The sequence below is a fragment of the Streptomyces sp. NPDC014991 genome, assembly GCF_043080665.1.
Classification (GTDB): Bacteria; Actinomycetota; Actinomycetes; order Streptomycetales; family Streptomycetaceae; genus Streptomyces.
Genome location: NZ_JBIBVY010000001.1, coordinates 428,597 through 452,743 on the forward strand (window position 1 = coordinate 428,597; position 24,147 = coordinate 452,743).

Sequence of the window (24,147 nt, forward strand, 5' to 3'; positions counted from 1 at the left end):
GAAAGGCAGCAGGCGCTATGAGCGGGTCGCAGCTGTGGGACGACGTCGACGACTACCTCATCAGCCGGCTATCGCCGGACGACGAGGCGCTGCGGGCGGCCCTGCGGGAAAGTGAGGCCGCGGGGCTGCCGCAGATCAGCGTGACGGCCGCGCAGGGCAAGCTCCTGCACCTGCTCGCCCGGCTCCAGGGCGCCCGCAACATCCTGGAGATCGGCACGCTCGGCGGCTACAGCACGATCTGGCTGGCCCGGGCCCTGCCCGAGGACGGCCGGCTGGTGTCGCTGGAGTACAACGCCAAGCACGCCGAGGTGGCCAACCGGAACATCGCCCGCGCGGGCCTGGAGCGGATCGCGCAGGTACGGGTGGGTCCGGCGCTGGAGTCGCTGCCCAAGCTCGCCGACGAGAACCCGGCCCCCTTCGACCTGGTGTTCATCGACGCCGACAAGGTCAACAACGGGCACTACGTGGAGTGGGCGCTGCGGCTCACCCGCGCGGGCAGCCTCATCGTCGTGGACAACGTGGTGCGCGGCGGCCGGGTGGCCGACGCGGACAGCACCGAGCCGGACGTGGTGGGCACCCGCGCGGCGATCGAGCTGATCGCCACCCACCCGAGACTGAGCGGTACGGCGATCCAGACGGTCGGCAGCAAGGGTTACGACGGGTTCGCGCTGGCCCACGTGCTGGGCTGACCGCCGGGACGCGGTGCGCCGGCAGCCGCCTCACGGCTCGTGGTAGAAGCCCACGTTCACGCTGCGCGGTGCGGTGCGGTCCTGGATGACGATCTCACCGGACCCGCCGTACGGCAGCGGGACGGTCGCGCCGTAGCCGACGGGCTGGGCGTGCTCCCCGACGGCCACCCGTACCTCGGAGGCCGGGTCGGGCTGTGAGCCGCGCAGCCAGGTCACCTGCCAGGCACCGTCGGGGCCGCACCGGAACTCCAGGTGGATCCGGGAGACGAACAGCCAGTCCTCGGGGGTGGCCAGCCGGCACACGGTGCCGTCGCGGCCGACCCGCAGCACGGCCCCGGGCTCGCTGGGCGCTTCGGCCATCGTCATGCCGGCTGTGGCGCCCGCGTCCTCCCCTGAGACGGCGGCCATGGTGAGTTCGAGCACGAGCGTTCCCCCTGAAACGTCCTGGCGCGGTGGGCGGATCGCCGTACCACCGCCGCATGATAAAACGCCCGGCGGGGTCCCGTCCGGCACAATGGGTTCATGACCGCGCGGCAGCCACCGGGCGTCCCGTTCGTGACGGGGGTGTCCTCGCTCGGACCCGGTCGAGCGCGGGAGAGGGCCCGGCGGATCCGTGACGCGCCGCACGACGTTGAGCCGGCACGCGAAATGGCGGCAGCGCAGGGCTGCCGCCAGGGGGGGGACGGACCGGAGTCAGCCGTGCAGCAGGCGTCCGGCCAGTTCCCGGTAGTCGCGCAGGGCGAGCCGCAGCTGTTCGGTGTCGGTCCCGGCACCGGGCCCGCCGTCCTCTCCGCCCTCCCAGGAGGTGCGCAGGGTGCGGCGGCGTTCCGTCACCGCCTCCGTGAATCGTGCGGCGATCTCCTCCAGCGCCCGGTCGGCCTCCACGACGGCCGCCTTCGGCTCGTCCACGAACCCGGAGACGACCTCCCGCATCCGCCGTTCCCACCGGTCCGCCTCGTCGTGCGGGAGCAGCGGGGCGTCCACGCCGGCGCCGGCGTGCGCCGCGTGAGGGGCGCCGGACGCGGCGGACGTCTCGTCCCCGCCGGTACCGGTACCGGTACCGGTACCGGGTGTCTCCTGGCCCAGGTCCTCCGTGCCGGGACGCAGGCCCTCGGTGCCGTGTCCCGGGCCGAAGGCCCCGGCGGCGGGTGCCGCCGTGTCCCGGGGCGTGGCGAGTCCTCCCGTGTCCGGTCCCGGCGCGGGCCGTGCCGTGTCCCGCGGGGTGCGGTCGTCGGCCGTCAGCCCTTCCCGGACGGGGCCGGCCGAGCCCGGAAGCCGGCCGCCCGCGTGCTCGGCCGGGGCCGGTTCGCCGGGGAGCCGCTCCTGCGGCAGGGCCTCCCTCGGCGTGCGGTGGCCCGGCGCCGCGTCTCCGGCTGCCCACTCGTCGTTCTGCGCGGCCTCGCCGGCCGGCACCCCCGCGTCCGCCGGGGTGCGCGTGAAGCGCCGGTCGTCGCCCGTACCGCTCGTCCTGTCCGGCATGGTTCTCAGCTCTCCTTCGGCCGGCTCCGGTGGAGGACCGGGGTGTGGGAACGGGTGCCGGTCAGACTCTTGGGGTGGTCCGTGCCGGCGGAGGCGCGGTGCCGGCCGGGTTCCGTGCTCGTCAGGTCGTCGAAGAGGGCACGGGCGCCCAGCAGCGCCGACCGCAGCTCCTCCGTCCCGGCGCCGGACCCGTCCGTGCCGGTGCCGGTGCGGGCGGCCCGGTGCACCCGGCGGTAGCCGTCGACGTGCTCGGCGTGGTGCACGGACAGCGCGTCGAGCTGCTCCTCGTACCGCTCGCCGTCGGGGTAGCCGCGTACCGCGGCGAGTTCCGCGAGCAACCGGTCGGCGTCGGCCACCGCCTCGCGCGGGGAGTCGACGAAACGCTCCTGGACGGCCGTCCAGCGGTCCGCCCAGCGCTGCCGCTCGGCGGGGTCGAGCGGCCGTTCCCGCAGCTCGCCGTGGCGTTCGAGGCGCCCGGTCAGCTCCCGTTCGGCCGCCTTGGTGTCACCGTCGTGCAGGGCCACGGTCCGCTCGTACTCGGGCCCGAAGCGCCGCTGGAGGTTGGACCCGCCGTGCCGCCCGCGGCTGCGCGCGATCAGGGCCAGCGCCCCGACGACCACGACGGCCACGATCACGGCCAACGCGATGATCATGCCTGTGGACATGGTTGCCTTCCAGTCGGACCGGCCCCGCTGGCCGGTTCATCCTTCGTGTGACCCGGAACACGGGCCACAAACGGCCTCCCGCACGCCGCCGCGCATATTCGGTTGCCGAGAGTGAGGGGACCCTCCCGACAATGGCCGCATGACATGGACGATCGCTCCGGAGCCGTACGACTCCCCGGCCGCCGCCGCCCTGTGGCGGGCGTACTACACGGAGGTCAGCGACCGCTGGTACCTGCTGCACGAGGGGCACCGCACCGACCCGGACGAGCTGGAGCGGGAGATCGCGGCCCACCCGGGCGCCGAACTCGCCCCGCCCACGGGGCGACTGCTCGTCGGGTGGTACGAGGGGGCGCCGGCCGGGTCGGCGGGCGTACGGCTGCTCGACGCCGACACGGCCGAACTGACGCGGGTGTTCGTGCGGGAGGGAGCGCGCGGCCGGGGCGGGGCCGCGCTGCTCGTCGCCGCCGCCGAGGAGGCGGCCCGCGACCTCGGTGCCCGGCGGATGCTGCTGGACACCCGCGGCGATCTGGTCGAGGCCCGCGCCCTGTACGCCCGGCTCGGCTACACCGAGACCGGGCCGCACAACGACGAACCGTACGCCGAGCACTGGTTCCGCAAGGAACTGGGCCCGCCGCAGCCCCTCAGCGCGACGCGGTCCTCGTGACCGTGCCGTCGTGCGGGCGTTCGCGTTCGGTGCCGCACAGTTCGCCCGTGAGGTCCCGGACCAGCTGTGTCAGGTCGGTGGAACGGCCCTGGTGCCACCAGTCGCCGAGCAGCTCGCCCAGGGTCTCCTCGCGGGCCCTGGTGAGCCGTTCGGTGGCCTCGCGGCCCGTGCGGGTCAGCACCAGCTCCAGGCCATGGCGCTCGGCGAGCCGCCGCTCCTCGACCTGGCGGGCGGCGGCCATGACCGCCTGGAGCGGGACGGGGCTGCGCTCGGCGAGCACGGCCGGTTCCACGGAGCCGTACCGGCGGATGCGCAGCAGCAGCCAGCTGGCGGCGGGCAGCAGGTCGTATCCGGCCCGTTCGGTGATGTCCCGGTAGATCTCGCGGCGGCCCTCGCGGGTGCCGAGCACGGACAGGGCGCGGCACACCTCGTCGTAGGAGGAGCGCTCGACGGGGTTGGGCGGGATCGTCTCGGAGATGTCCGGTGCGGTGACCGAGCCGCGCAGGCGGTCCTCCTTCAGGAACCAGGCCAGCACGAAGCCGAGAGCGGCGACGGGCGCGGCGTACAGGAAGACGTCGGTGATGGCGGACGCGTACGCGTGCAGGGCCGCCGGGCGCAGCGCCGGCGGCAGGGCGGCGATGCCCCGCGGGTCGGCTCGGAGCGCGTCGGGGGTCGCGCCGGGCGGCAGGCGCAGCCCCCGCAGGGCGTCGGCGAGCTTGTCACCGAGGCGGCCGGCGAAGACCGAGCCGAAGATGGCCACGCCGAAGGCGGCGCCGATGGAGCGGAAGAAGGTGACGCCGGAGGTGGCGACGCCCAGGTCCTCGTAGGAGACGGCGTTCTGCACGATGAGCACGAGGACCTGCATGACCAGGCCGAGACCGAGGCCGAAGACGAACAGGCTGGCGCTCGTCTCGACGGTCCCGGTGCGTTCGTCGAGCCGGTGCAGCAGGAGGAGGCCGAGGGTGGTGACGGCGGTGCCGACGACCGGGAACACCTTCCAGCGGCCGGTGCGGCTGACGATCTGCCCGGAGACCGTGGACGAGAGCAGCAGGCCGACCACCATCGGCAGCATGTGCACGCCGGACAGGGTCGGGGAGACGCCGCGCACGACCTGGAGGAACGTCGGCAGGTAGGTCATCGCGCCGAACATGGCGAAACCGACGATGAAGCTGATCACGGCGGCCAGGGTGAAGGTGCGGATGCGGAACAGCCCTAGCGGCAGGACCGGTTCGGCGGCCCGGCGCTCCACGGCGACGAACGCCACCGCCAGCAGGACGCCCAGCACCGCCAGCCCGATGATCTGCGCCGACCCCCAGGCCCAGGTGGTGCCGCCGAGCGAGGCGACCAGGACCAGGCAGGTGGCGACGGCCGCGATCAGGAACGTGCCCGGGTAGTCGATGACATGGCGGGCGGCCCGGTGCGGGATGTGCAGGGCGACGGCGATCACGGCGAGCGCGACGACACCGACGGGCAGGTTGACGTAGAACACCCAGCGCCAGCTCAGGTGCTCGGTGAACAGCCCGCCGAGCAGCGGCCCGAGCACGCTGGTCGCGCCGAAGACGGAACCGAACAGGCCCTGGTAGCGACCGCGTTCCCGCGGGGGCACGATGTCGCCGACGATCGCCATGGACAGCACCATCAGCCCGCCGCCGCCCAGGCCCTGGAGCGCCCGGAAGGCAATCAGCTGGGGCATGTCCTGCGCGGCCCCGCACAGCGCCGAGCCGATCAGGAAGAGCACGATGGCCATCTGGAAGAGCCGCTTGCGTCCGTACTGGTCACCGAGCTTGCCCCACAGAGGGGTCGCGGCGGTCGACGCCAGCAGGTAGGCCGTGACGACCCAGGACAGATGCTCCAGACCGCCGAGTTCGCTGACGATCGTCGGCAGCGCCGTCGACACGATGGTCTGGTCCAGCGCGGCCAGCAGGAGGCCGAGCAGCAGGGCGCCGATCGGCACCAGCACGCTGCCCGGTACGTGTTCGCCGCTGCGCTCGTCCTTGGCCGTGCCGTGCGTGTCCAGGGCCATGAAGACCTCCCGGGGCTCGGATGCGCCTCTCCCATCGTGATCGGTGTCACCACTTACGGCCTGTTGAGTCGAGAAGACCCGCATAATCTCTGGAGTCCCGAGGGGAGGGCCGAACGGGTGACGGGGAAAACGGGGAAAACGGGGAAAACGGGGAGAACAGGGAAAGGCGACACCAGCTGCCCGGAGTGCGGGACGCCGAGGGCACCGGACCACACACCGTCGTGCGACTGCACCGAGCGTGCCGCGGAGGCCCTGCACGAGACACGCACGGCCGAAGCGGCAGCGGCGGAGGACTTCGACCCGCTGCGGATACGCCCGTACGTGGGGATGCGGGACGCACCCGCGGGGCCGCCGGACGCGCCGGTGACGAGGCCGGACGCACCCGCGGGGCCGCCGGGCCGTCCGGCGGCAGGGACCGGCACGCCCGCGCCGGCCGACCGTCCGGCGGCAGAGACCGGCACCCCCGTGTCGTCGCATTCGCCGGCGGAGACCGGTGCCTTCGGTGCGGGGTCCGCCGGGCAGCTCCCGGCCGAGTCCGGCCCGCACCCCCGGCCACCGCGCCGCTCCCGCCGTACCGTGCTGCTGGCGGCCGGGGGCGCGGGAATCGCGCTCGTCGCGGCAGCCGGTTTCGCGCTGTCCTCCTACCATGAGCCCGCGCGGGACCAGGGGGCCCCGGAGGTCAGGCAGGGCATCCCGGACGTCGGCGCACCGGGCCCCGCCTCCGCGTCGGCACCCCCGGCCGCGCCCCGCTCACCGGCCCCGCCCCCTCCCCGGTCCCCGTCGGCATCGGCATCGGCATCGGCCGACCCGAGCCCGTCCCAGGGCTCCGCTTCCCCGTCCCCTGCTCCGACGCCCTCAGGCAGCGCGTCCGGCTCCGCCTCCCCCACCCCGTCAGGGACGGTCTCGGGCACCCCGCACACCACACCCGCCGCGGCACCGGTACTGCGGCGCGGCGACACCGGCCCGCAGGTCACGGAACTCCAGCAGCGGCTGCGCCGGCTGAACCTCTACGGCGACCAGGTCAACGGCGTCTTCACCCGCCCGGTGGAGGACGCCGTACGCAACTACCAGCTGGCCCGGGGCATCAAGGGCGACACCCTGGGCGAGTACGGCCCGGCGACCCGATCGAGCCTGGAATCGGAAACCGCACAGCCATAGCGGCCCCGGCCACGCGCCCTCCCCCCTCAGCGCGCCGAATCCACCCCGCCCACGCACCCCCACCCAAGGGGCGCCAGGAACTGCGCGACCAGCCGACACCGACCCGCACCCCACCCAGGACACCGAGCGCACCATACGGACCCGCCGGCACCGGCCCCACCCCATCGCCCGGCGTGCGACGAACACCCCGCCCCCCGACGACACCCGCCCCCCGCCGGCCAAGGCGCCCTTACCGGAAGGACCCCGCTCAGCCGAGGCGCAGCCGCACCGCGCCGCCCGAAGCCTCCACCGCCACCTGCGTGAGGTCGCGGACGACGGCGTCGGGCCCGTGGACCGCGGCGCGCGCCCCCACTCCCACGACCCGCATCCCCGCGGCGCGCCCCGCCGCGATGCCCGCGCCGGAGTCCTCGAAGACGACGCAGTCGGTGGGGTCGACGCCCAGTTCGGCGGCGCCCTTGAGGAACCCCTCGGGGTCGGGCTTGCTCGCGCTCACGGACTCGGCGGTGATGCGGACGGAGGGCAGCGGCAGCCCCGCCGCGTTCATGCGGGCGGTGGACAGGCCGACGTCGGCGGAGGTCACCAGGGCGTGCGGGAGTCCGCGCAGGGCGGCGAGAAAGGTGCCCGCGCCGGGTACCTCGGTCACGCCGTCGGTGTCGGCGGTCTCCTCGGCGAGCATCCGGGCGTTGTCGGCGAGGTTCTGCTTCCTGGGCCGGTCGGGGAGCAGGACGGCCATGGAGGCGTGGCCCTGCCGGCCGTGCACGACCTTCATCACCTCGTCGCCGTCCAGCCCGTGCCGCTCGGCCCAGCGCCGCCAGATGCGTTCGACGACGGCGTCGGAGTTGACGAGGGTGCCGTCCATGTCGAGCAGGAGGGCCCGGGCGGTGAGGACGGTGGGCGTGACGGTGGCCGGCATCGGCAGCTCCAGGAACGGAAAAAGGGTCCCGTGTCGGGAGGACGGCGGGAGGGACAAGGCGGCCCCGCCCGCCGGTCAGGGAAAACGGGCGGGAGCCACTTTGTTCCTCCACGGTACAAAACCGACCGGGGATCCCGCCACCACCCCGCGCGGACGTTCATCCGCCGTTCAGCTCAGCCGGCCACGGCCTCATACAGGCTCCAGACGCCGAGCGCCAGCATCAGCAGCGCCGCGATCTGCGTGATCAGCCGCAGCGGTACCCGCTTCATCAGGGCCTTTCCGCCGACGATGCCGAGTCCGGCGACGGCCCACAGGCCCAGTACGGCACCGAGACCGACGGAGAGCGGGTCGTCGTAGCGGGCGGCGAGGTTGGCGGTCATGATCTGGGTGAGATCGCCGAATTCGGCGACCAGGATGAGCATGAAGCCGGTGCCGGCGACCTTCCAGAAGGACTGGTCGGCGGGCTTCCTGATCTCCTCCTCGTCCTCACCCTTCTTCAGGAGCAGCACCGCGGCCCCGCCGAGGAAGAGGACGCCGGTGACGGCGTGCACTATCTGCTGCGGCAGCAGGGTCAGCACGCTGCCGGCCGCGACGGCCAGCACGACGTGCAGCAGGAAGGCGGCGGCGACGCCCGCGAAGACGTACGAGGCGCGGTAGCGGGTGCCGAGGACGAGGCCGGCGAGCGCGGTCTTGTCGGGCAGTTCGGCGAGAAAGATGACGCCGAAGACGAGCGCCGTCACGGTGATGCTGATCAAAGTCCCTCGATCGGTCGGGCTGCCCCGCCGAGAGTGCGGTACGTCATGCGCTGACACCTCGGCACGGCAGCGCACACGGCGCCCGCGCCGGGAGGCGCGGGCGTGCACTGCTTGCCGAAGGTCTCGCTGGCGGACGTCGACGAGGATCGATGGTCCGCCTCCGGGCGCCGGCTCAGGCTCGCTGAGCAGTATGTCGACGGTCCGGCGAAGAGCTACTCCCCTTCTGCGCCACCCATCGTACGGGATGTGAAGGTTCCGCCGTGAACCTTGTCGTGTCATGCGCACGTCATTAGCTTCTTACCGAGCGCTCACCCCCCGGTCACACCGTCCCGCGAGCATTCCCTCGCCCGCACCCCAACACCCCCACGCCACAAGGGAGTTACCCCATGCCCAAACTCTACGCGCGTCGACGGCTGAGCATACTGGCGACCCTCACCGGCCTGATGGCCTCCGTCGCGCTGTTCAACTCCCCGAGCGCCTCGGCCGCCCTCCCCACGCCGGTCAGCGCCGCCACCGCCCGCGGCTACCTCGCCCAGCTCACGGTGGCCACCGAGAACCGCACCGGCTACAGCCGCGACCTCTTCCCGCTCTGGATCACCATCAGCGGCACCTGCAACACCCGCGAGACGGTCCTCAAGCGGGACGGCACGAACGTCGTCACCGACTCCGCCTGCGCGGCCACCAGCGGCAGCTGGTACTCCCCGTACGACGGCGCCACCTGGACCGCCGCCTCGGACCTGGACATCGACCACCTCGTCCCGCTGGCCGAGGCCTGGGACTCCGGGGCGAGCAAGTGGACGACCGCCCAGCGGCAGGGCTTCGCCAACGACCTGACCCGGCCGCAGCTCATCGCCGTCACCGACAACGTCAACCAGGCCAAGGGCGACCAGGACCCGGCCACCTGGGTGCCGTCCCGGTCCGCGTACGTCTGCACCTACGTCCGCGCATGGGTGCAGGTGAAGTACTACTACAACCTCTCGGTCGACTCCGCCGAGAAGAGCGCGCTGACCAACTACCTGGCGGGCTGCTGAACCTCGCGCACCCGGTGACCGCGGGTCCGCCGGGGCCCGTCGTGCGGTGCCCGCGTCCCCGCGGGCGCCGCGCGCCGCGTCAGGCGGCCGGCCGGCGGCGCACCAGGAAGCCCGCCGCCGCGCCCGCCCCGAACAGCGCGGCCACCGAGACACCCGTGGCCAGCCACGTCGCGCCCAGCCACTGGGCACCGTAGTAGCCCAGGGCGACGCTGTACGCGGCCCAGGACAGGCCGGCCAGGGCCGACCAGGGCAGGAAGTCGCGGGCGCGGCGGTGGGCGGCGCCCGCGCAGAAGGAGACGACCGAGCGGCCGGCGGGGGCGAAGCGGGCGAGGACGACGAGCGCGCCGCCGCCTCGCGCGAGGGCGTCGCCGAGACGTTCCTGCGCGGTGGTCAGCCGCCGGGAGCGGGCTATCGCGCGATCCAGGCGCGCGCCGCCCCGCCACGCCAGCCGGTAGGCCACCAGGTCGCCGAGGACCGAGGCGGTCGCCGCGGAGACGATCAGGGCCAGGATGTCCGGCACCTCGTGCGGGACCCCGCCCGCCGCCGCGCCCGACCCCGCCGCCGCCGCCGTGCCGGCCGTGATGACGAGCACCCCGCTCGGCAGGACCGGCAGGAACACGTCGAACAGCACCGACAGGGCCACCACGGCATAGATCCATGGACCGGCCGCCAGCGACCCCACGCTTTCGAACACCACGACTCCCGACACTCCCCCGTTGACAGCCATACAGCGTACGCCGGGGGTGTGACAGGAGGTTTCACGGGGGTTTCGCGGGGTGAGGACCGGGTGCCCACAGGCGGTGCGCGGTGCCGGATCGGGCCGTCGGCGGGGCCTGTTACGCGGCGGGCTCGCCGGCCGCCGCCGTGCGCCGGGCGAGGAGCCGGTCGAGGCCGAAGACGCCGGAGCCGGTGAAGACCAGCAGGAGGAACGCCCAGCAGAACAGCACCGACAGCTCGCCGCCGTTCTGGATGGGCCACAGGGCGGCCTGCTGGTGGACGTCGAAGTAGGCGTACGCCATCGAGCCGGAGGCGACCAGTGCGGCCCCGCGGGTGCCGAGGCCCAGCAGCACCAGGCCGCCGGCGACCAGTTGGATCACGGCCGCGTACCAGCCGGGCCAGGTGCCGGCCTCGACCGTGCCGCCGGTGCCCGCGGCGCCGCCGAGGACGCCGAACAGGGCGGCGGCGCCGTGCACGGCGAAGAGCAGGCCGATGACTATGCGGAAGAGCCCGAGGGCGTAGGGCTGAGCGGCGTTGAGGCGTGCGGACATGGTGGGGACTTCTCCTCTTCGGTGTCGGTCGGACCGGCCGGGACGTGGACCGGTCGTGGGGCGGCGGAACCGAACGAGAGTCCAGGTTAGGTGTCCCTAAGCAGTGCTTGCAAGTTCAACATCCGGCTCCGATGTCTTTCCCGGGCGCCGTCACGAAGACATGCCGGCATGGCGCGACGGCCTCCTCGGCCGGACCGGGGGCGTCCGGTCCGCCGTCCCGCTGCGCCCCGGGTCGGCTACCCCTGCGCGGCCCGGTCCGGTTCCGCCCGTGCGGCGCCCGCGCCCCGGACCTCCAGCCCGTCGAGCAGCTCCGCCGTGGCCCGGGCCACGGCGTCCACCGCCCGGTCGAAGACCTCACGGTTGTGGGCGGCGGGGGCCCGGAACCCGGACACCTTCCGCACGTACTGCAACGCGGCGGCGCGCATGTCCTCGTCCGTGGCCTCGCCCGGCAGCGCGGGCGGACGCAGCGTCTTGATGCTCCGGCACATGCACTCAGTCTGGCGCGCCCCGGCCGCCCCTGCGATGATCGTCGCGAAGGCGGCCACCGACCCCGGGGCCGACCGTCGGAAGGACAACTCCATGACCAACCCGCTCACCGTTGCCGTCCTCGGCCCCGGCGGCACGGGCGGCCTGCTCGCCGCCCTCCTCTCCCGCGCCGGCCACCGCGTCGTCTGCGTGGCCCGCGACGACACGGCGGGCGCCCTGCGCCGTACCGGCATCACGGTCCGCAGCCCGCAGTTCGGCGATTTCACCACCCCCGTCGAGGCGGACACCGAGCTGCGCGGACCGGTGGACGCCTGTCTGATCGCCGTCAAACACACCGCGCTCGACGAGGCCCTGACCCGCGTCCCGGCCGCCGCCCTCGGTGACGGGCTCGTCGTACCGCTGCTGAACGGGGTCGAGCACCCGGTGCTCCTCCGCGCCCGCTACCGCCCCGACCGGGTCGCCCCGGCCGTGATCCGCGTGGAGTCCACCCGGCTCGCCCCTGGCGTGATCGAACACGGCAGCCCGTTCACGGAGCTGGACCTGGCCGGGGACGCCGTACCGCGCGCCCGTCTCGAAGCCCTCGCCGTGCACCTCCGTGCCGCCGGTACGACCGTCCGCGTCGCCGGCGACGAGACGGCGGCCCTGTGGGGCAAGATGGCCTTCCTCGCCCCGTTCGCCCTGCTCACCACGCGGTACGGCCGCCCGCTCGGCGAGGTCCGCACCCGTCACCGGGAGGAGCTTCGGGCGCTGGTCGCCGAGACCGCCGCGGTCAGCCGGGCCTGCGGCGTGCCGGCCGATCCGGCCGGGGCCCTGGCCCGGTTCGACGCCTTCCCGCCCGCCACCAGGTCGTCCATGCAGCGCGACGCCGAGGCCGGCCGGCCGCTGGAACTGGACGCCATCGGCGGGGCCCTGCTCCGCGCGGCCGAGCGGTACGGCGTAGCGGTGCCGGTGACGGCGCGGCTGGTGGGGGAGCTGCGTGCCGCCGGGCACTGACGTCGGCCACCCGTTCGGATGAACACGGTCCACGCGCCGGGATCGGACTCGCTCCATAAAATCGAACAGGCGTAGCATTATCGCGTGGCTACGACCTATGACTTCCCCAGTGACCTCCTCGCCGGCCAGGAGGAGCTGCATCAGGTCCGGGCCGAGCTGTCGGCCCTGCTCAGGCGGCTTCCCTGGTCGGTCGAGCCGATGGACGGCTTCAGCGACGACAACGGCTGGCGCAAGGTGGAGCGGCCCGCGTCCCCCGGCTGGACGGCCGACGAGCAGGCCGAGGTGGAGAAGCTGCGGCGCCGCGAACACGAACTCGCGGTCTTCGTCAGCACCCACCGCTTCTGGACCGAGGTCGCGGCGGCGGACCGCGTCGAGGCGCGCACCCGGCTCAAGCACGTCCACGAGGAGACGGCGGAGGGCGGGAGGTAGCAGGGGCCCCACTCGAGCACAACGGCCCCCCGGAGACTTCTCCGGGGGGCCGGCCGGTGGGCGCGGACGGTTTCGAACCGCCGACATCCTGCTTGTAAGGCAGGCGCTCTACCCCTGAGCTACGCACCCGGGACAGGCCGACAGCCTACATTGCCCGGTGGGTTGCGCCGCAAACCGCTCTCCTCTCTTCCCCGTGCGGGGCGGCGAAGCGGGAGGTTGTCCCCGTCCCCACCCTCGTCCGGGTGGCCGCCGGAGCGTCACGCGGGCGCCCGCCACCTGGAGTCGCCGGAGACCGACGTGCTCCGGCCCCGGTCCGGCGGGCCGGCTCAGGGGGAAGATCCGCCGGCCCACACCGTCGACTCCGACGACTCCGCCCCGGACATCGTCGCCGCGGGGCAGCAGGCCAGGACGGTCGCCGTGACCCGCGGGCGCACCGACCCGTCGTCGGCCCGCAGGTCCAGCGGCCCCCTGAAGTCCGTGACGTGCACGGCGCCGTCGCCGACGCGGACGCCGAGCGCGTCCCGGCGACCTGCACGCCGACCCCGCGGGGCACCTCGATCCGGTGCCGGGCCGAGCAGGCGGTGAGGATCGAGCCGTCGTCGCTGCGGGCGTCCACGAGGCCGGGCGCGCCGGGGGTGTCGGCGCACGCCCAGAACGGCAAAGTCACGGTGCGTACGGCGAACTGACCGGCCCGTGTGTTCGTCTTCGACGGGTGGGAGAATGACACCACCCAGGGCGGACCACAGCACGGGAGAGGGATGTGACGGCGACACCGGGCACGCCAGCGACGCGGCCGTACCCGCCGCCGCTCACCGCACGGGCCCGGCGCGGGCCCGCCCCGCGGCGGGGCGCCCTGCGGGACGCCCTCACCCTGATGGGCCTGCCCGTGCTGGCCGCGCTCGCGCTGCCGGCCGCGTTCGCCGGCGGCGGCACCCGCCGCTGGTTCGGCGGGCGGGCGGACAGTCAGCGGGCCGACGCGCAGGCCGCCAAGGACGCCGCCGCAGCGGCGTTCTACGAACTCGACACCGCGCAGCGGGATCTGCGGATCTCGATCGAGACCATCACGGCGGTGGACGACTCCCCCGGCGCCCGGCGCGCCGTCTCCGATTTCGAGGCCCTCGGGCGCCGGATCGACGAGGCCAGCGCACAGTACATCCAGGCCGTCGACGCCCATGACCTGGACCGCGACGACCTGGAGGCCGCCGCGGCCGTCCGGGCGCGCGCCGAGCTGACCACGGCCCGGGACGAGCTGGTGCGGGTCCGCCAGGACCTGGAGCGGTTCGGCTCCTCGCTCGGGCCGCTGCTGGGAACCGCGGAGACCGCGCTGGCCCGGCTGGCACCGGCCGTGGAGCGGGCCCGGCAGTCACTGCTGGCCGCGAGCAACGCCCTGGACGCCGTACGGGAGCAGGGACTGCGCGCCGACGAGCTGGCCGCGCGGCTGGCGGCCCTGTCGCCGGAGCTGACCCGGCTGAACCAGGGCGCCGGGCAGCACGGTGTGGCGCCGACGCTGGAACGCGCCGAGCGGGTGCAGCGGGAGGCCGGGGCGATCCGCGCGGAGGCGGAGCGGCTGCCGGAGAAGGCCGCCGAGATCGACCACCGGCTGGTCAGCCTGCGCACCAGGGCGCAGGCGCTGACCACGCGCGCCGGGCAGGTGCAGCCGGTGCTGAGCGAGCTGCGACGCCGGTTCACGGCCTCCTGCTGGCAGGATCTCCAGCACGTGCCCGAACAGGCCGCCGAGAACGTGCGGCAGGCCGAACTGAGACTTCGCGAGGCGCAGACGGCGCGGGACGCCCAGCGGTGGCCGGACGCCACCTCGCTGCTGTCGACCGTACGGGCCCTGCTGAACACCACGGACGACGCCGTCTCGGCCGCCGGGGACCGGCTCACCAGGCTGAACGCGGTGCAGAAGGATCCGCATCAGGAGATCGAGCGGACCCGGTTCGCGATCCGGGACGCCCAGCGGCTGGCCATGACGGGCCGTACGACCCCCGATCCGCGGGACGCCCGGCCGCTGGACGACGCGGTGGCCCGGCTGGAGCGGGCGATCGGCACGCTGGAGGGGCGGCACCCGGACTACTGGCACTTCCTCACCGAGACGGACGCGGTGCGGCAGGCGGTGGCCCGGGTGGTGTCACGGATCCGCGAGGAGCGCGGCACCGGGCACTGAGCCGCGCGTGTTGCCGAGTGGGGCGGGGCGGGCGGATATTGAAGTGGACGGATGGCCTCCGCTAGCGCCCGAGGGAGCCGGACATGGCCACACACGCAGTGCGCACGAGGAACGCCGGCGAGCGCCGGCGGACGCGGCTGGACGACCACCTGCCCGTCGATCACCGCCTCAACCGGGTCTACCGGTTCGGTGCGGGCCTGATCGGAGCGTTCCTGGTCGTCTTCGGCATCCTCGGCCTGATCGATCACATCGGCTACTTCAACACCGGGGGTGACAGGGTCGTCGGGCTGAACACCAACGGCTCGCTCAGTGTCCTGTCGATCTGCATCGGTGCGATCCTGCTGGCCGGCATGGTGATCGGAGGGAACGTCGCCTCGACCCTGAACATGGTCCTCGGCGTGCTGTTCCTGCTGAACGGCTTCCTGTTCCTCGGCCTGCTGGACACCGGCAGCAACTTCCTGGCCTTCAAGATCCAGAACGTGTTCTTCAGCTTCGTCGTGGGCCTGCTGCTGATGACCTTCGGCATGTACGGCCGGGTCGGACACGCCCTGCCGTACGACAACCCGTACTGGCGGGCCCGCCACCCCGAGCCCTCCCCGCAGGAGCAGCGGGACGGGCCGGAGCGGCGGGACCAGCAGCGGGGTCAGGTGCGGTAGGCGTAGAACGCCGCGCTCGGGTACGAGGCGACGAGGCTGGCCACCGACCTGTTGTAGGTGTTGGTCGAGTGGTAGCTCACATACGGCACGCCCCGGCGGTCGCGGTACGTGACGATCATGGAGTGGTCCTTCGACCCGTCCCGGTTGAAGTCCATCTGGAGGACGTCACCGACATCCAGCTGGTAGACGTTGGCCAGGCTGGTGACCCGCTTGGAGGACAGGGCGAACCAGGAGAACTCGTTGACCCCGACGAACGAGTCCGACTGGATGTCGGAGTTGCCGAACCACTTGTGGAAGTCGGTCGTGTAGCCGGGTACGTGCTTCCAGCCGCCCGCCTTCAGGGACTGGCTGACGAAGTTGGTGCAGTCGCCGCCGGCCCCCTGCCCGTTGAAGTCCGGGTAGGCCGGGTTGTACTTGTTCCAGTACTTCGCCGCGTACGCCGCCATGGCCTGGTAGTCGTAGCCGGACGCGGAGAAGTTCTTCGCGTTGGCGGGCGCGGGCCAGCTGGTGGCCGAGCGGACCGCGCTCGGCGGACCGTCGTCCTCACCGGCGGTCTTCACCTTGGCGACAGCCGGCTTGGCGACCTGGTTCACCGCGAGGTAGCCGTCGTCCGTGTCACGGATGCCGGTCAGCTGCCAGTTCCCGTGCCGGTCGGCCGTGAAGGTCAGCTCGTGGTGCGCCTGGAAGCCGGTGGACTTCGGCCCCTTGGTCGTGGCCTTGTCGTAGGACAGGGTCGTGCTCTCGGTGACGGCGACCTTCGCGTGCCGGCCCGTGACCCGGGTCGCGTCCAGCGTGACCTTGGTGTTTCCCCCGCCGTACGTCTCACCCAGCCGGGCCAGCCGGCTGCGGCGGTCACGCAGCTCGTCCAGCGCGGACGTCTGCTCGCGTGTCTGCCCACCGGACAGGCGCACCGACCCCGAGAAGCCGGACGTGTGCCGGGTGCCGGCCTTGCCGGCGCCCTCCACGAGAGCCTGCGTGCGGTCGGTGAAGACCGCGTCGGCCAGCCGCTGGAAGGTCGCCTTGGTGGCCGCGTCCACGGTCGGATCGTCGGTCACCGCCGCACCCGCGCTCCAGTTGGGCACCAGGGCCACACCGGCGACCACCGAGGCGGCGGCCGCGGTGACTATGGCCGTGCGGCTCCGCTTACGGCTCAGTCTTCTTGTTTTCAATGATGTTTCCCCTCTACGCCGGTACACCTACCGGGAGAGGGGCATCTTCGCACGGCGTGTGCCACGGTTGTGAAGGGGGTTGCACAAGTGGAACCGGCGGCGCTCTCGGGTCACTTGACGACCGCGGACCAGTCCGGCGACTGGGCGGGGTCGAGGCTGCGCAGAGCGGCCAGGGTCTGCGGCTTCTGCACGTCGAGCCAGTCGGACAGCTCCTTGAAGGACACGCACTTCACGCCCTTCTTGGTGCAGACGTTCTTGACCACCTGGTCGATGGACCGCATGTAGATGCCGCCGTTCCAGTCCTCGAAGTGGTTGCCGATGAACAGCGGTGCCCGGCTGCCGTAGTACACGCGGTTGAAGCCGGCCATGTAGGAGTCGACGGTCTGCTGCTCCCACTCGGGGTACTTGGCCGGATCGCCCTTGGTCTCGCCGTCGGACTGGTTGTAGAGGAAGTTGAAGTCCATCGACAGGCCCTGGTACTTGCCGCTCTCGTACGGCAGCATCTGGAGCGGGAAGTCCCAGATGCCGTTCTTCTTCGACGGCCATATCTGGAAGTCGCCCGGTGAGCTGGCGTCATAGCGCCAGCCGTAGCTCTTGATGGCCTTGAGCAGGTTCTTCTGCCCCTCCAGGCAGGGCGCCCGGCCGCCGGTGACCTCCCGCTTGAAGTCGAACGGCAGCGCGGGCACGTCCTTGAAGCCGGTGTTGGTCTTCCAGTGCTCCACGAACGAGAAGAACTGGTCGATCTCGCTCTTCCACTCCCCCACGCTCCAGTCGCCGCCGCCCTTGGCCTCGCAGAAGTGACCGTTGAAGTGCGTGCCGATCTCGTCGCCGTCCTTGTACGCCTCGCCCAGCTGCTCCAGCGTGGTGCGGATGTGGTCGTCGGTGGCGTAGTCGATCGCGGCGTCGCCGGGCGAGTGCATGGGGCCGTGGTAGAGCGACTTCTTGCTCTTGGGCAGCAGGTAGATGCCGGTGAGGAAGAACGTCATGTGGGCGTCGTACTGCTTGGCCAGCTCCCGGTAGTGCGAGAACAGGTGGTCGCTGCCCTCCAGCGCGCCGTCCCAGGAGAACACCACGAACTGCGGCGGCTTCTCCCCCGGCTTGAGCGGCACCGGCTTCAACTGCCCTTTCTGCGGGCCCGTGTACGAGGTCGAGCCGTCGCCGAGGACCCTGGTCCTGCCGTCCCAGCTCGGGCTCGGCGTGGCCTTCGGGGCGGCCGTGGGTTTCCGGTCCGCGGAGGCGGTCGGCGTGGTGCTGTCCGAGCGGGACAGTGCCAGGAAACCGGCCACCAGCGACGCCACGACGAGAAGGGCCGCCAGGGCGGTCAGCACCTGCGGCCGGGTGGGCCGGGGTGCACCGCGGCGACGGGGGGCTCGACGGCGGCCTGACGACGACATCTTGCGGGGCATGCGCGGCTCATTCTGGGGAAGGGGAAGGTGGACAGGTCTCAGCCGAGGCCCGTCGCGGCCGACCAGAGGGCATACGGGACGCTGTTGGCGGATGTACCGGCCAGCCCCTCGAGCGGCAGCGGCTCCAGGGATCTGGCCAGGTCGATCCGGTAGACGACGATCGCTGTGGACACGGCGTCGGCCGTGCCGACGTACCAGGCGGCGGTGTCCTTCTCGGTGGTGCCGGCCTTCCCCGACACCCCGGTGCGGCCGGCCGCCGCCTCCGGGTGAGCGGTGCGGAAGGAGTCGGTGAGCGCCTCGGTGACCTGCTGGGCCACCTTGGCGCCGACCGCCCGCCTGGCGTGCGGGACGGTCAGGGCGATCGGGGCGCCGTTCCGGGTGACGCGGCGCACCGAGTACGGCTCGGTGTGGGTGCCGTCGGCCGCGAACGTGGCGTAACCGCTGGCCATCCGGATCGCACTCGGCGTGGAGTTGCCCATCGACAGGGCGGGCACCTGGGGGCCGATGCTGGACGACAGCAGCCCGGACGCCTCGGCGGTCCGGCGTACGTCGGCCAGGCCGGCGTCCATGCCGAGCTGCATGAACGGGGTGTTCACCGAACGGGCCATCGCCTCGCGCAGCGTGATCCGCCCGTACGACCTCCCGCCGTCGTTGTGCGCGGCGACCTTCTTGCCGCTGCGGTCCCAGTAGGGCCCCTCCGGGGTGGTGACGGGCACACCGTCGTCACCGTCGTACACGGACTCCGGGGTGACGGGCGTGGCGGGCCCGCCCCGTGACGTGTGGACGCCGTGTTCGAGTCCGGCGGCGTAGACGAACGGCGTGAACGCGGTGCCGGCCGGGACGGTGGTCGCGTTGGAGTCGTTGTAGCCCTGCTTACGGTGGTCCGGGCCGCCGTAGACGGCCAGGATGCGCCCGTCCGCCGCCACCGAGGAGGCGCCGTAGTGCGCGTCGGCCGCCACCTTCGGGTCGTTCCGCCTCGCCTGCTTGCGGGCCTTGGTGACGGCGTCGGTCAGCGCCTTCTCCCGCTTGCGGTCGAACGTCGTGTAGATCTGGTAGCCGCCCAGGTCGAACTGCTTGTCCGTGAGATGCGCGGCCTTCTTGGCGTACTGCGACGCCAGCTCCACCAGGTAGTCGCTCTGCTCACCGGTGTCGTACAGCGGATTGCTCTTCAGCGGCTCGGGGAACTCGGTGTACTTGGCCCGCTCCTCGGGCGACAGCTTGCCGATCTTGACCATGCGGTCGAGGATCCAGGACCAGCGCTCCACCGCCCGCGCGTGGTTGGCCTTGCCGAGCGTCGGGTCGTAGAGGCCGGCACCCTTGAGCAGCGAGGCGAGCATGGCCGCCTGGGAGGCGTTGAGCTTGCCGACGTCCTTGCCGTAGTACGCCTGCGCCGCCCGCTGGATGCCGTAGGTACCGCGGCCGAACCAGCTGGTGTTGAGATAGCCCTCGAGGATCTCGTCCTTGCTCATCGCGTTGTCGAGCTTGAGGGAGATCATCGCCTCGGTGAATTTGCGGCTTACCGTCTGGTTCTGTGTGAGATAAACGTTTTTGACGTACTGCTGGGTGATGGTGGACCCGCCCTCGGTGTCCCCCTCGCCCAGCGTGCGGAACAGCGCCCGCGTGATGCCCTTGGCGGATATGCCCGGGTCCGAGTAGAAACTCTCGTTCTCCGCCGCGAGCACCGCCCAGCGGACGTCCGGGGGTATGTCCCGCAGCGGCATCGCCTGCCGCTGCACCCAGCCCGTCCGGGCCATGGGCGTGCCGTCGGACCAGAAGTAGACGTTGTCCTGCTGTGTCGCGTAAGAGTTGATGTTGCTCGGTATGTCCGTCATCGCGTACGCGGTCACGAGGAACGCGGCGAGCAGACCGAACGAGGACAGGACGGCGCCGAGCGACTGGCGCCAGGAGGGTATCCAGCGCCGCCAGCCGGTCCGGCCGCGGCGCGGATAGACCGGCTTGAGGCGGCGCGCGTACGGGGCCACGACCTGCGCGTACGGGGCCAGGCGGCGCGCGTACGGGGCCAGCGGGCCGATCAGACGGGCACGCGCGGCGACGGCGCGCTCGCGGGCGGTGGACAGGCCGGAGGAACGACCACCGGAAGAACGGCCGGAAGAACGGCCGGAAGCATCCGCCGGGAGGCCTTCGGCGGAGCGCGCGCCACGCCGCCGCTCCGCCCGGCCACCGGCCGGGGCGGACGGCTCGGGCGGCGGCGGGACCCGCAACTGCATGGTCTCGTCCGCCCGGAGGGCGTCCACTCTCAGGTGCAGGGTCTCGTCGGCCTCCCGTGGCTTCTCGCCCCGGCCATCCCCCATGGAGCCGCCCTCCCCCTGCGAAGCGTCGGTCACGCCTGCGTCTCCCTCCGCACTAGGTCTTGCTCGCGCGGGTGAGCTGAGCATCCTCGCAACGGCATTCACAAATTATCAGTAACGTTTTCGAATGCCCCGCACATATGCCGGATAGTAAGCAACACTCATAGAACATTGAGGTGCCCCCCAGGGGCCCTCGACGACTAACCTGGGCCCATGCCTCGCTACGAGTACCGCTGCCGGACCTGCGGCGACACCTTCGAACTGAACCGCCCGATGGCGGAGTCCGCCACCCCCGCGAGCTGCCCCGCGGGCCACGACGACACGGTCAAACTGCTGTCGACGGTGGCCGTGGCCGGCGTCGCCCGCGCCTCCGCCCCTTCCCCGGCACCCCGGGCCGGCGGAGGCGGGGGCGGTGGGTGCTGCGGCGGAGGGTGCTGCGGCTGAGCGTCGACGGGCGTGGGCCCACGCGTGTCGGCCCACGGGCGTTGGCCCCACGGGCGTGGGCCCACCGGTGTTGGCCGACACCCTCGTTGGCCAACACCTGTAGGCCTACGCCGGTGGGCCGACCGCCGTTGCTGACCCGTGCGCGGCCCGCGCCGCCCCTGTCGCCGCCAGGAACTCCCGCAGGATCCGCTCCCCCGCCAGCACCCCCCGCTCCGGCAGCGCGCTGACGTGCGGCGCGCCCCACGCGGTGTCGGCCAGCTCGCCGTGGCCCGGCCGCCAGCCTCGGTCGGCGGCCAGCAGCAGGTCGGCGTCGAGCAGGGAGTCCCCCGCCGCCAGCGTCAGCTCCGCGCCGGTGCGGCGGGCGACCTCGCGGACGGCCGCGCTCTTGGTGAGCGGCTTCGGCACGGCGTAGATCTTCCGGCCCTGGAGCGACACCGTCCAGCCCCGGCCCTCCGCCCACACCGCCAGCTCCTTCACCCACTCCTCGGGCAGCAGCTCGCGCTCGACCACGAGGTAGGCGAACAGGTCCTCGGCGATCCGCTGCCTGCGCACCCAGACCGGGTCGGCGGACCTCAGCAGGTGCTCGCGGATCTCCTCCAGCGGCGCGCACTCCTCGGCGAGCCGTGCCTGCACCCCGGCGTGCCAGCCGGCGTCGGTGACGCCGTCGACCAGGAGGTGGCCGCCGTTGGCGCAGATCGCGTACTTCGGCGGCGGTCCGGGCAGGTTGATGCGCTGGTACTGCTTGCGCGTCCGGGTCGTCGTCGGCACGAAGACGGCCGCGTCGCCGAGGTCGGTCAGCAGCCGGGCCGCGGTCTCCGTCAGGTAGGACAGCGGCCGGGCCTCGTGCACCTCCACGCACAGCAGCCGGGGCGCCCGCGCGTCCGGCATGGTCAGCGCGAGGGCCGCGGCGGAGTAGATCAGCGTACGGTCGAGGTCGCTCGCCACGAGCACCGGCATCACGCGGTCACCGCCCGGCCGTCGGCGCCCGTGGCACCACGCGTGTACTGGGGGTGGATCAGCCCGACGCAGGTGTACGGCAGGCCGCCGACCTCCTCGACGGGCACCCCGCGCTGCCCGGCGAGCAGCCGGACGTGGTCCAGGTCGGCGCCGGCGCCGGCCCGCGCGAGGATCTTCCACGGCACCCGGCGCAGCAGCACCCGGGTGGTCTCGCCGACGCCCGGCTTGACGAGGTTCACGTCGTGGATGCCGTACTCCTCGCTGATGCGCTCCACGGCCCGCCAGCCCGCCCAGGTGGGCGAACGGTCCTGGGTCATCAGTTCCCCGGCCGCCGCCCCGACGGAGCCGGCGACCTCCGGGAAGCGGGCGGAGACGGCGTCCAGGAAGGCCCCGGAGACGTCGGATCCGGCGAGTTCGCGGTAGAACTTGGCGCCGTGGAAGTCGTCCGGGCCGACGAGGTCCGCGCGCAGGACGGTGCGGGAGACCAGGCCGGACACCGTGGAGTTGAGGCAGGCGGAGGGGATGAGGAAGTCCTCGCGGGTGCCGTAGACCCGTACGCAGGAGCCCGGGTCGGCGAGGACGGCGATCTCCGGGTCGAAGCCCGTGATGCCCTCCTTCGCCTCGAACTCCTCCACCGCCTGGGCGAGTTCGCGGGTGATGGCGCCCTTGCCGGTCCAGCCGTCCACGAAGACGACGTCCCGGGGGTCGTGGTGGGCGGCGAGCCAGCGCAGCGCGTTGGCGTCGATGCCCCGGCCCCGGACGATCGAGACGGCGTAGTGCGGCAGGTCGAGACCGTGCCGGAACCGCGCCCAGCGGCGCATGAGGATGCCGACCGGGGTGCCCGCGCGGGCGAGGGAGACCAGTACCGGGCGCGGCGAGCGCTCGGCCAGCACCAGCTCCGTCACGGCGCCGGCCGCCCGGGCGATCCGTGCGGCCGAGGCGTCCAGGGCCGCGTGGAACAGCTGCTGGTACTGCTCGCTGGGCTGGTACTCCACCGGCAGTGACTCGGCGTAGTGCGCCCCGCCGCTCTGGATGGCCTCCTCGCGCTCCTCGGTCGGCGCCTCCAGGTGGACGTCGGAGAGGTCCTGGAGCAGCCAGCCGACCTCCTCGGGCGCGTACGAGGAGAAAGCGGGGCCGCGGAGGGGCTCGGGCAGCATGGCCGGCCTTTCGGGTGCGTGCGGGACGTACGAGGGGACGACCGCGAGCAGGACGTGCGGGACGTGCGCGGCGAGGCGGGCGAGGAGGCCGTCGGGCGCGTGCAGGGCGGAGGTGTCGGCGGCCGAGTCGACCACGGCGACGACGGCGTCGAAGCCGGCGCCGGCGACGTTGTAGGCGTAGCGCTCGCCGGGGCCGTCGGCCGGGTCGTCGTGGGCGGGGAAGACCAGGCGGGTGCGGATGGCGTAGCCGGGGTCGTCGACCGCGAGCACGGGCGAGCGGGTGGTGGTGGAGAACCGCACGTCGGCCGGCAGGAGCCGCTCCAGCTCGCGGGCGAGGCGCAGCGGGGCGTACATCAGCTCCTCGCACCCGAGCACGAGGACGCGGCCGGCGCCGGCGGGCAGGGCCTCGGCCGTGCGGGCGGCCATGGCGGGCAGCGCGGCTTCCAGGCGGGCGCGGTGGGCGGGTGTGAAACCGTGCCGGCCGCCGTCGGGGAGGCCGGGAGGCCAGCGCAGGTCCACCCGGCCGGCCTGCCCCGGCTGCGGCGCCCCCCGGGGGGTGCGGGGAACCGCGCGACCGGCCCCGGCGGACTCGTGGTGCGCGACCAGTTCCTGCCCCTTCTCCAGCACACCGGGCGGCAGACGCACCGTCCCGGACGCGGTGGCGACCAGATCCACCCGCGCCCCGATCTCACCGGCGAACCGCTCCATCCGGGCGGCGTCCTCGGGCGAGCGCATGTCGACCAGGGCGACCACCACATACCGCTCACGTGGATGCCGTTCGTGCAGGTCTCGGATGGTGTTGAGCACGGTGTTGCCGGTGGAGAACTCGTCGTCGACCAGTACCAGCGGCCCGTCACCGGCCAGCAGAGCGGGGTCTTCCGGCAGCAGCAGATGCGATGTGGCGTGGGAGTGCGACTCCTCGAACCCGCCCGCGGGGGCGATCCCGGCCACCGGCCGCCGTGTGGAGTGCAGGTAGGGCACGGGACCGAGCCCGTCGGCGACAGCGTGGCCCAGCCCGGTCGCGGTCTCCGCGTAGCCGAGGACCACCGCGGTGGCCGCCTCCGTCCCGCCGAGGAGCTCGGCGACCCGGCGGCCCAGCCGGAACCCGTGGTCGTAGACCACGGACGGCGACTGGGGGACGTGCTTGCCCAGGACGTTCGAGACCAGCAGGTGGGCCCGCTTGGGGTTGCGGCGCAGGGCGAGCCCCAGCAGGGCCGGCAGCCCGTCGTCGCCCGTGAGTCCGACCCCGAGCCGCTCGGCGACCCAGCTGCCGGTCCAGACCCCGTCGTTCACTGCGTTCTTCATGCGTTCCTTGGAAAGAGGCGGGAA

Annotated in this window: 24 protein-coding genes and 1 tRNA gene; 10 read left to right on the forward strand and 15 right to left on the reverse strand. The window is 73.0% G+C overall.

Features of this window, described 5'->3' with window-relative positions; translation table 11 throughout:
• Positions 1–17: 17 nt before the first annotated feature.
• Positions 18–689 carry an O-methyltransferase gene (locus ACF1BE_RS01930; RefSeq protein WP_392197020.1) on the forward strand — a complete coding sequence of 224 codons (672 nt, stop codon included), beginning with the start codon at positions 18–20 and terminating at the stop codon, positions 687–689.
• Between the two features lie 30 nt (positions 690–719).
• On the opposite strand, the gene ACF1BE_RS01935 is transcribed toward ACF1BE_RS01930, so the two are convergent.
• From ACF1BE_RS01935 to ACF1BE_RS01945, 3 genes are all read right to left on the reverse strand, one after another.
• Positions 720–1,112, reverse strand: a complete 393-nt coding sequence (locus tag ACF1BE_RS01935) for a hypothetical protein (protein ID WP_392197021.1) — start codon at positions 1,110–1,112, stop codon at positions 720–722.
• Between the two features lie 270 nt (positions 1,113–1,382).
• Entirely contained in the window at positions 1,383–2,168 is a 786-nt protein-coding gene (locus ACF1BE_RS01940) for a hypothetical protein (RefSeq protein WP_392197022.1), read from the reverse strand.
• A 5-nt stretch (positions 2,169–2,173) separates the two neighbouring features.
• Entirely contained in the window at positions 2,174–2,833 is a 660-nt protein-coding gene (locus tag ACF1BE_RS01945; RefSeq protein ID WP_392197023.1) for a hypothetical protein, read from the reverse strand.
• A gap of 139 nt (positions 2,834–2,972) precedes the next feature.
• On the opposite strand from ACF1BE_RS01945, the gene ACF1BE_RS01950 reads away from it, so the two are divergent.
• The gene (locus ACF1BE_RS01950; protein WP_392197024.1) at positions 2,973–3,497 is read left to right on the forward strand and encodes a GNAT family N-acetyltransferase; all 525 of its coding nucleotides are present in this window, start codon (positions 2,973–2,975) and stop codon (positions 3,495–3,497) included.
• On the opposite strand, the gene ACF1BE_RS01955 is transcribed toward ACF1BE_RS01950, so the two are convergent.
• Positions 3,475–5,520 (reverse strand): DHA2 family efflux MFS transporter permease subunit, encoded by a 2,046-nt coding sequence (locus ACF1BE_RS01955; RefSeq protein WP_392197025.1) that lies wholly within the window; start codon positions 5,518–5,520, stop codon positions 3,475–3,477. The genes ACF1BE_RS01950 and ACF1BE_RS01955 overlap by 23 nt on opposite strands.
• Before the next feature lie 465 nt (positions 5,521–5,985).
• Between ACF1BE_RS01955 and ACF1BE_RS01960 the strand changes: the two genes are divergently transcribed.
• Positions 5,986–6,678, forward strand: coding sequence for a peptidoglycan-binding protein (locus tag ACF1BE_RS01960; RefSeq protein ID WP_392197026.1), 693 nt, complete (start codon positions 5,986–5,988; stop codon positions 6,676–6,678).
• Positions 6,679–6,925: 247 nt separating this feature from the next.
• Here ACF1BE_RS01960 and ACF1BE_RS01965 read toward each other — a convergent pair whose 3' ends face one another.
• The gene (locus tag ACF1BE_RS01965) at positions 6,926–7,591 is read right to left on the reverse strand and encodes an HAD-IA family hydrolase (protein WP_392197027.1); all 666 of its coding nucleotides are present in this window, start codon (positions 7,589–7,591) and stop codon (positions 6,926–6,928) included.
• 173 nt (positions 7,592–7,764) lie between these two features.
• On the reverse strand, positions 7,765–8,346 hold the full coding sequence (locus ACF1BE_RS01970) for a TMEM165/GDT1 family protein (RefSeq protein WP_392197028.1): 582 nt from the start codon (positions 8,344–8,346) through the stop codon (positions 7,765–7,767).
• Positions 8,347–8,732: 386 nt separating this feature from the next.
• On the opposite strand from ACF1BE_RS01970, the gene ACF1BE_RS01975 reads away from it, so the two are divergent.
• A complete protein-coding gene (locus ACF1BE_RS01975) occupies positions 8,733–9,377 on the forward strand; it encodes an HNH endonuclease family protein (protein WP_392197029.1) in 645 nt (214 codons plus the stop codon).
• A 79-nt stretch (positions 9,378–9,456) separates the two neighbouring features.
• Here the strand turns inward: ACF1BE_RS01975 and ACF1BE_RS01980 are convergent, their stop codons facing one another.
• The 3 genes from ACF1BE_RS01980 to ACF1BE_RS01990 form a co-directional block, all read right to left on the reverse strand.
• On the reverse strand, positions 9,457–10,071 hold the full coding sequence (locus ACF1BE_RS01980; protein ID WP_121791267.1) for a DedA family protein: 615 nt from the start codon (positions 10,069–10,071) through the stop codon (positions 9,457–9,459).
• A 142-nt stretch (positions 10,072–10,213) separates the two neighbouring features.
• Positions 10,214–10,645 (reverse strand): DoxX family protein, encoded by a 432-nt coding sequence (locus ACF1BE_RS01985; protein ID WP_392197030.1) that lies wholly within the window; start codon positions 10,643–10,645, stop codon positions 10,214–10,216.
• 236 nt (positions 10,646–10,881) lie between these two features.
• A complete protein-coding gene (locus tag ACF1BE_RS01990) occupies positions 10,882–11,133 on the reverse strand; it encodes a DUF2277 domain-containing protein (RefSeq protein WP_392197031.1) in 252 nt (83 codons plus the stop codon).
• Between the two features lie 91 nt (positions 11,134–11,224).
• Between ACF1BE_RS01990 and ACF1BE_RS01995 the strand changes: the two genes are divergently transcribed.
• Positions 11,225–12,124 carry a ketopantoate reductase family protein gene (locus ACF1BE_RS01995; RefSeq protein ID WP_392197394.1) on the forward strand — a complete coding sequence of 300 codons (900 nt, stop codon included), beginning with the start codon at positions 11,225–11,227 and terminating at the stop codon, positions 12,122–12,124.
• Positions 12,125–12,208: 84 nt separating this feature from the next.
• Positions 12,209–12,553 carry a hypothetical protein gene (locus ACF1BE_RS02000; RefSeq protein ID WP_392197032.1) on the forward strand — a complete coding sequence of 115 codons (345 nt, stop codon included), beginning with the start codon at positions 12,209–12,211 and terminating at the stop codon, positions 12,551–12,553.
• A gap of 57 nt (positions 12,554–12,610) precedes the next feature.
• On the opposite strand, the gene ACF1BE_RS02005 is transcribed toward ACF1BE_RS02000, so the two are convergent.
• A tRNA-Val gene (locus ACF1BE_RS02005) sits at positions 12,611–12,682 on the reverse strand.
• A 353-nt stretch (positions 12,683–13,035) separates the two neighbouring features.
• Between ACF1BE_RS02005 and ACF1BE_RS02010 the strand changes: the two genes are divergently transcribed.
• The 3 genes from ACF1BE_RS02010 (at position 13,036) to ACF1BE_RS02020 (ending at position 15,376) form a co-directional block, all read left to right on the forward strand.
• Positions 13,036–13,239: a hypothetical protein gene (locus ACF1BE_RS02010; protein ID WP_392197033.1), complete on the forward strand. Its 204-nt coding sequence runs from the start codon at positions 13,036–13,038 to the stop codon at positions 13,237–13,239.
• A gap of 74 nt (positions 13,240–13,313) precedes the next feature.
• Entirely contained in the window at positions 13,314–14,720 is a 1,407-nt protein-coding gene (locus tag ACF1BE_RS02015; protein ID WP_392197034.1) for a hypothetical protein, read from the forward strand.
• 83 nt (positions 14,721–14,803) lie between these two features.
• The gene (locus ACF1BE_RS02020; protein WP_392197035.1) at positions 14,804–15,376 is read left to right on the forward strand and encodes a DUF4383 domain-containing protein; all 573 of its coding nucleotides are present in this window, start codon (positions 14,804–14,806) and stop codon (positions 15,374–15,376) included.
• Here ACF1BE_RS02020 and ACF1BE_RS02025 read toward each other — a convergent pair.
• The 3 genes from ACF1BE_RS02025 to ACF1BE_RS02035 all read right to left on the reverse strand — a co-directional run bounded on the left by ACF1BE_RS02025 (position 15,364) and on the right by ACF1BE_RS02035 (position 20,296).
• Entirely contained in the window at positions 15,364–16,467 is a 1,104-nt protein-coding gene (locus ACF1BE_RS02025) for an amidase domain-containing protein (RefSeq protein WP_392197395.1), read from the reverse strand. The two genes, ACF1BE_RS02020 and ACF1BE_RS02025, sit on opposite strands and share 13 nt — an antisense overlap.
• Before the next feature lie 188 nt (positions 16,468–16,655).
• Positions 16,656–17,951: a hypothetical protein gene (locus ACF1BE_RS02030; RefSeq protein ID WP_392197036.1), complete on the reverse strand. Its 1,296-nt coding sequence runs from the start codon at positions 17,949–17,951 to the stop codon at positions 16,656–16,658.
• Positions 17,952–17,989: 38 nt separating this feature from the next.
• Entirely contained in the window at positions 17,990–20,296 is a 2,307-nt protein-coding gene (locus ACF1BE_RS02035) for a transglycosylase domain-containing protein (RefSeq protein WP_392197037.1), read from the reverse strand.
• Positions 20,297–20,473: 177 nt separating this feature from the next.
• Between ACF1BE_RS02035 and ACF1BE_RS02040 the strand changes: the two genes are divergently transcribed.
• Entirely contained in the window at positions 20,474–20,704 is a 231-nt protein-coding gene (locus ACF1BE_RS02040; protein ID WP_392197038.1) for a zinc ribbon domain-containing protein, read from the forward strand.
• A gap of 105 nt (positions 20,705–20,809) precedes the next feature.
• Here the strand turns inward: ACF1BE_RS02040 and ACF1BE_RS02045 are convergent, their stop codons facing one another.
• Together ACF1BE_RS02045 and ACF1BE_RS02050 are read right to left on the reverse strand one after the other, a co-directional pair.
• Positions 20,810–21,661, reverse strand: a complete 852-nt coding sequence (locus ACF1BE_RS02045) for an HAD family hydrolase (protein ID WP_392197039.1) — start codon at positions 21,659–21,661, stop codon at positions 20,810–20,812.
• A complete protein-coding gene (locus tag ACF1BE_RS02050) occupies positions 21,661–24,123 on the reverse strand; it encodes a phosphoribosyltransferase (RefSeq protein ID WP_392197040.1) in 2,463 nt (820 codons plus the stop codon). Before ACF1BE_RS02050 ends, ACF1BE_RS02045 begins: the two co-directional genes overlap by 1 nt.
• Positions 24,124–24,147: the final 24 nt, after the last annotated feature.

Coding starts and splice junctions, on each gene's coding strand:
- ACF1BE_RS01930 (WP_392197020.1), top strand. CDS start 18: ATGAGCGGGTCGCAGCTGTGGGACGACGTCGACGACTACCTCATCAGC.
- ACF1BE_RS01940 (WP_392197022.1), bottom strand. CDS start 2,168: ATGCCGGACAGGACGAGCGGTACGGGCGACGACCGGCGCTTCACGCGC.
- ACF1BE_RS01945 (WP_392197023.1), bottom strand. CDS start 2,833: ATGTCCACAGGCATGATCATCGCGTTGGCCGTGATCGTGGCCGTCGTG.
- ACF1BE_RS01950 (WP_392197024.1), top strand. CDS start 2,973: ATGACATGGACGATCGCTCCGGAGCCGTACGACTCCCCGGCCGCCGCC.
- ACF1BE_RS01955 (WP_392197025.1), bottom strand. CDS start 5,520: ATGGCCCTGGACACGCACGGCACGGCCAAGGACGAGCGCAGCGGCGAA.
- ACF1BE_RS01965 (WP_392197027.1), bottom strand. CDS start 7,591: ATGCCGGCCACCGTCACGCCCACCGTCCTCACCGCCCGGGCCCTCCTG.
- ACF1BE_RS01975 (WP_392197029.1), top strand. CDS start 8,733: ATGCCCAAACTCTACGCGCGTCGACGGCTGAGCATACTGGCGACCCTC.
- ACF1BE_RS01985 (WP_392197030.1), bottom strand. CDS start 10,645: ATGTCCGCACGCCTCAACGCCGCTCAGCCCTACGCCCTCGGGCTCTTC.
- ACF1BE_RS01990 (WP_392197031.1), bottom strand. CDS start 11,133: ATGTGCCGGAGCATCAAGACGCTGCGTCCGCCCGCGCTGCCGGGCGAG.
- ACF1BE_RS01995 (WP_392197394.1), top strand. CDS start 11,225: ATGACCAACCCGCTCACCGTTGCCGTCCTCGGCCCCGGCGGCACGGGC.
- ACF1BE_RS02020 (WP_392197035.1), top strand. CDS start 14,804: ATGGCCACACACGCAGTGCGCACGAGGAACGCCGGCGAGCGCCGGCGG.
- ACF1BE_RS02030 (WP_392197036.1), bottom strand. CDS start 17,951: ATGCCCCGCAAGATGTCGTCGTCAGGCCGCCGTCGAGCCCCCCGTCGC.
- ACF1BE_RS02040 (WP_392197038.1), top strand. CDS start 20,474: ATGCCTCGCTACGAGTACCGCTGCCGGACCTGCGGCGACACCTTCGAA.
- ACF1BE_RS02045 (WP_392197039.1), bottom strand. CDS start 21,661: ATGCCGGTGCTCGTGGCGAGCGACCTCGACCGTACGCTGATCTACTCC.
- ACF1BE_RS02050 (WP_392197040.1), bottom strand. CDS start 24,123: ATGAAGAACGCAGTGAACGACGGGGTCTGGACCGGCAGCTGGGTCGCC.